Source organism: Streptomyces sp. NPDC020362 (assembly GCF_040642095.1).
In the GTDB taxonomy this organism is placed as follows: Bacteria; Actinomycetota; Actinomycetes; order Streptomycetales; family Streptomycetaceae; genus Streptomyces.
In genome coordinates, this window is the sequence record NZ_JBFAET010000415.1 from 1 (window position 1) to 2842 (window position 2842).

Consider the following 2842-nt stretch of genomic DNA (forward strand, 5'->3'; position numbering starts at 1 on the left):
CTCGGCGCGGGGGGCCGGGGCCGGGGTATTACCCGGCCGCACCGGCCGCCGTCCGTTGGCGCTCAGAGCGCGGTGAGATGCCCGGGCTGCTCCGGCCGGCGGGGCACCAGCGCCGGCTCCGCGGTCGCCGTACCCGGCTCCAGGGCCAGCACCGCTGCGACCGGGTGCTCGTCGTGCCCGTCGTGTCCGTCGTGTCCGTCGTGCTCCGGGGCGGAGACGGGGGTCGCCCGGGTCAGCACGACCACTCCCCAGGCAGCCAGGGCCGCCCCGGCCAGCGCCAGCAGCACCCCGCCCGCGCCGCCGTGCAGGCCCTGCCCGAGCAGCGTCAGCCCGATGACCGCGGCGGCCAGCGGGTTGGCCAGGGTCACCACGGCCAGCGGCGCGCCGAGGCCGCCGCGGTAGGCCGTCTGCGACAGCAGCAGCCCGCCGGTGGCGAACGCGGCGACGAGCAGGGCGACCACGGCCACCTCGACACACGGCGCCGGACCGGAGCGGTCCGTGGCCGCCACGGTCACCGTCTGGGTGAGCGCCGAGGCGACACCCGAGGCGAAACCGGAGGCGGTCGCGTGCCTGAGACCCGGCCGGGCCCCCGGCCAGGAGAGCATGCCGATCAGGGCAGCGGTCGTACCGGCCACCGCCAGCGCCTCGGTCAGGCTCAGCACCCGCTCCGGTGCCGGACCCGAGGCGGTGACCAGCAGGGCGCCGAGCCCGAGCAGCGTGAACGCCGTACCGCGCCACTCCACCGCACTGACCCGCCGCCCGGCCGCCCGCGCCCCGAGCGGCACCGCCGCGACGAGGGTGAGCGCGCCGAGCGGCTGGACCAGGGTCAGCGGGCCGTACTTGAGGGACACGACGTGCAGCAGCGCGGCGGCCGCGTTCAGGCCGACCGCCGACCACCAGGCACCCGTGCCGAGCAGCCGCACCAGGCCCGCGCCGGCGCTGCGGGAGGCGAGCCGCTCCTGGGCCACGGCGGCCGCGGCATAGGCGACGGCCGAGACCAGCGACAGACCGACGGCGAGCAGGGCTGCGGCGTTCATCGGCCCGCTCCCGCCAGCACGGCCTCCTGCGGCGCGAGCCGCTGCGCACCGCGCCCGGCCGTACTGGACGTGCGCCGCGGCGCGGGGACGACGGCCAGGGCGGCGCCGAGCATGGCGGTCGCCACGATCGCGTCGAGCCAGTAGTGGTTCGCCGTGCCCACGATCACCAGCAGGGTGACCAGCGGATGCAGCAGCCACAGTCGGCGCCACCGGGAGCGGGTGGCTGCGATCAGGCCGATCGCCACCATCAGGGCCCAGCCGAAGTGCAGCGAGGGCATCGCGGCGAACTGGTTGGAGAGGTGGTCGCTGGAGGGCGGGCCGTAGACGGAGGGGCCGTAGATCCGGGCGGTGTCCACCAGGCCCGTGCCGGTCAGCATCCGCGGCGGGGCCAGCGGGAACACGAACGGCAGGACCAGGGCCGCGGTGGTGACCACGGCCAGGACCCGGCGGGCCCACACGTAGTGCGCGGGCCGCCTGAGGTACAGCCACACCAGGAAGGCCAGGGTGGCCGGGAAGTGGACGGTCGCGTAGTAGGTGTTCGCCAGGTGGACGAGGGTGTCGCCGTGCAGCAGTGCGGACTGCACGGCCTTCTCGTCGGGAAGGTGCACGGCCCGTTCGAGGTCCCACACATGGTGGGCGTTGCGCAAGGCCTCGGGCGTGTGGCCGGTGGCCAGCTGCCGCCCGAGCTTGTAGACGAGGAAGAGCCCCGCGACGAGCAGGAACTCACGCAGGAGCGGTGGACGCGCCGGCGCTTTCGCTATCGCGTCCGGCTCCGCTTCTGCAGGCTCGGTTCGGGCATTCATCCCCCGGCCCCTTCGCTGACGGTCGTGCGTGTGGTGGTGCGTGCCGAGTCCCGGACCGTGGCCCGGGACCCATCGATACGTTGCCGTACCGATACGCCAGTGTACCGATACGCTTGAGTACCGGTACACTGACGTATCGATTGATGTGCGACACACTGGAGACAGGTGCTGCAGCGGCCCTCACCGGGCAGCCGCAGCGGGCCCTACACGAGTGAGGAGAAGCAGCGCATGACGTCGCAGGCCGCGGACGGACCGGAGACGGTCGCCGCCTCGCGCCGCTCCAAGATCACGCCCGAGCGTGAGCGGGAGTTCTTCGACGCCGTGCTGGAGCAGATCCGCGAGTGCGGCTACGACTCCTTGACCATGGAGGGCGTCGCCGCCAGCACCCGGTGCAGCAAGTCCACGCTCTACCGGCAGTGGAAGACCAAGCCCCAGTTCGTCGCGGCCGCACTGCGCGCCAACCGCAAGGTGCGTTTCGCCGGCATCGACACCGGCTCGCTCGCCGAGGACCTGCGCCGGGCCGCACGCGCGGCGGGCGACTGGTCCGACAAGGACGCCCGGCTCATGCAGGCCCTGGGCCACGCGGTCACGGCCGACCATGAACTCGCGCAGGCACTGCGCGAGGCGATACTCCTGCCCGAGATCGCCACGCTCCAGGAGATGCTGGAGCGCGGCGTGCAGCGGGGCGAGGTGCCCGCCGGCCATCCCGCGCTGGAGTACGTCCCCGCCATGATGTTCGGCGTGCTGCGCGTCCGTCCGGTGCTGAGCGGGCAGAACGCCGACGCCGACTATCTCGTCCGATTCGTGGAGGCCACGGTGCTGCCCGCACTCGGACTGACCTAGGACTCAGGCCGCCGTTCACGGGATGACGAACGGCGGCCTGCCCGCGCCGCACCGTGGGGACGGGAGCGGCGCGCACCGCCGGCCGGGTGGGGTACCCCTTGAGCGGAGGGCCGACGCCGACGATCCGGCTGCGCCCGCACGGCAGATGCGGTCGGTAGA

The 2842-nt window shown here is 74.0% G+C and carries 3 protein-coding genes; 1 reads left to right on the forward strand and 2 read right to left on the reverse strand.

Annotated features, from left to right (window positions below; all coding sequences use genetic code 11):
- Positions 1-62 precede the first annotated feature (62 nt).
- Together AB0H32_RS47665 and AB0H32_RS47670 are read right to left on the reverse strand one after the other, a co-directional pair.
- Positions 63-1037: a hypothetical protein gene (locus tag AB0H32_RS47665; protein ID WP_361135797.1), complete on the reverse strand. Its 975-nt coding sequence runs from the start codon at positions 1035-1037 to the stop codon at positions 63-65.
- Positions 1034-1840, reverse strand: coding sequence for a phosphatase PAP2 family protein (locus AB0H32_RS47670; protein ID WP_361135800.1), 807 nt, complete (start codon positions 1838-1840; stop codon positions 1034-1036). The genes AB0H32_RS47665 and AB0H32_RS47670 overlap by 4 nt, the downstream gene beginning before the upstream one ends.
- 228 nt (positions 1841-2068) lie before the next feature.
- On the opposite strand from AB0H32_RS47670, the gene AB0H32_RS47675 reads away from it, so the two are divergent.
- A complete protein-coding gene (locus AB0H32_RS47675; protein ID WP_361135803.1) occupies positions 2069-2683 on the forward strand; it encodes a TetR/AcrR family transcriptional regulator C-terminal ligand-binding domain-containing protein in 615 nt (204 codons plus the stop codon).
- Positions 2684-2842: the final 159 nt, after the last annotated feature.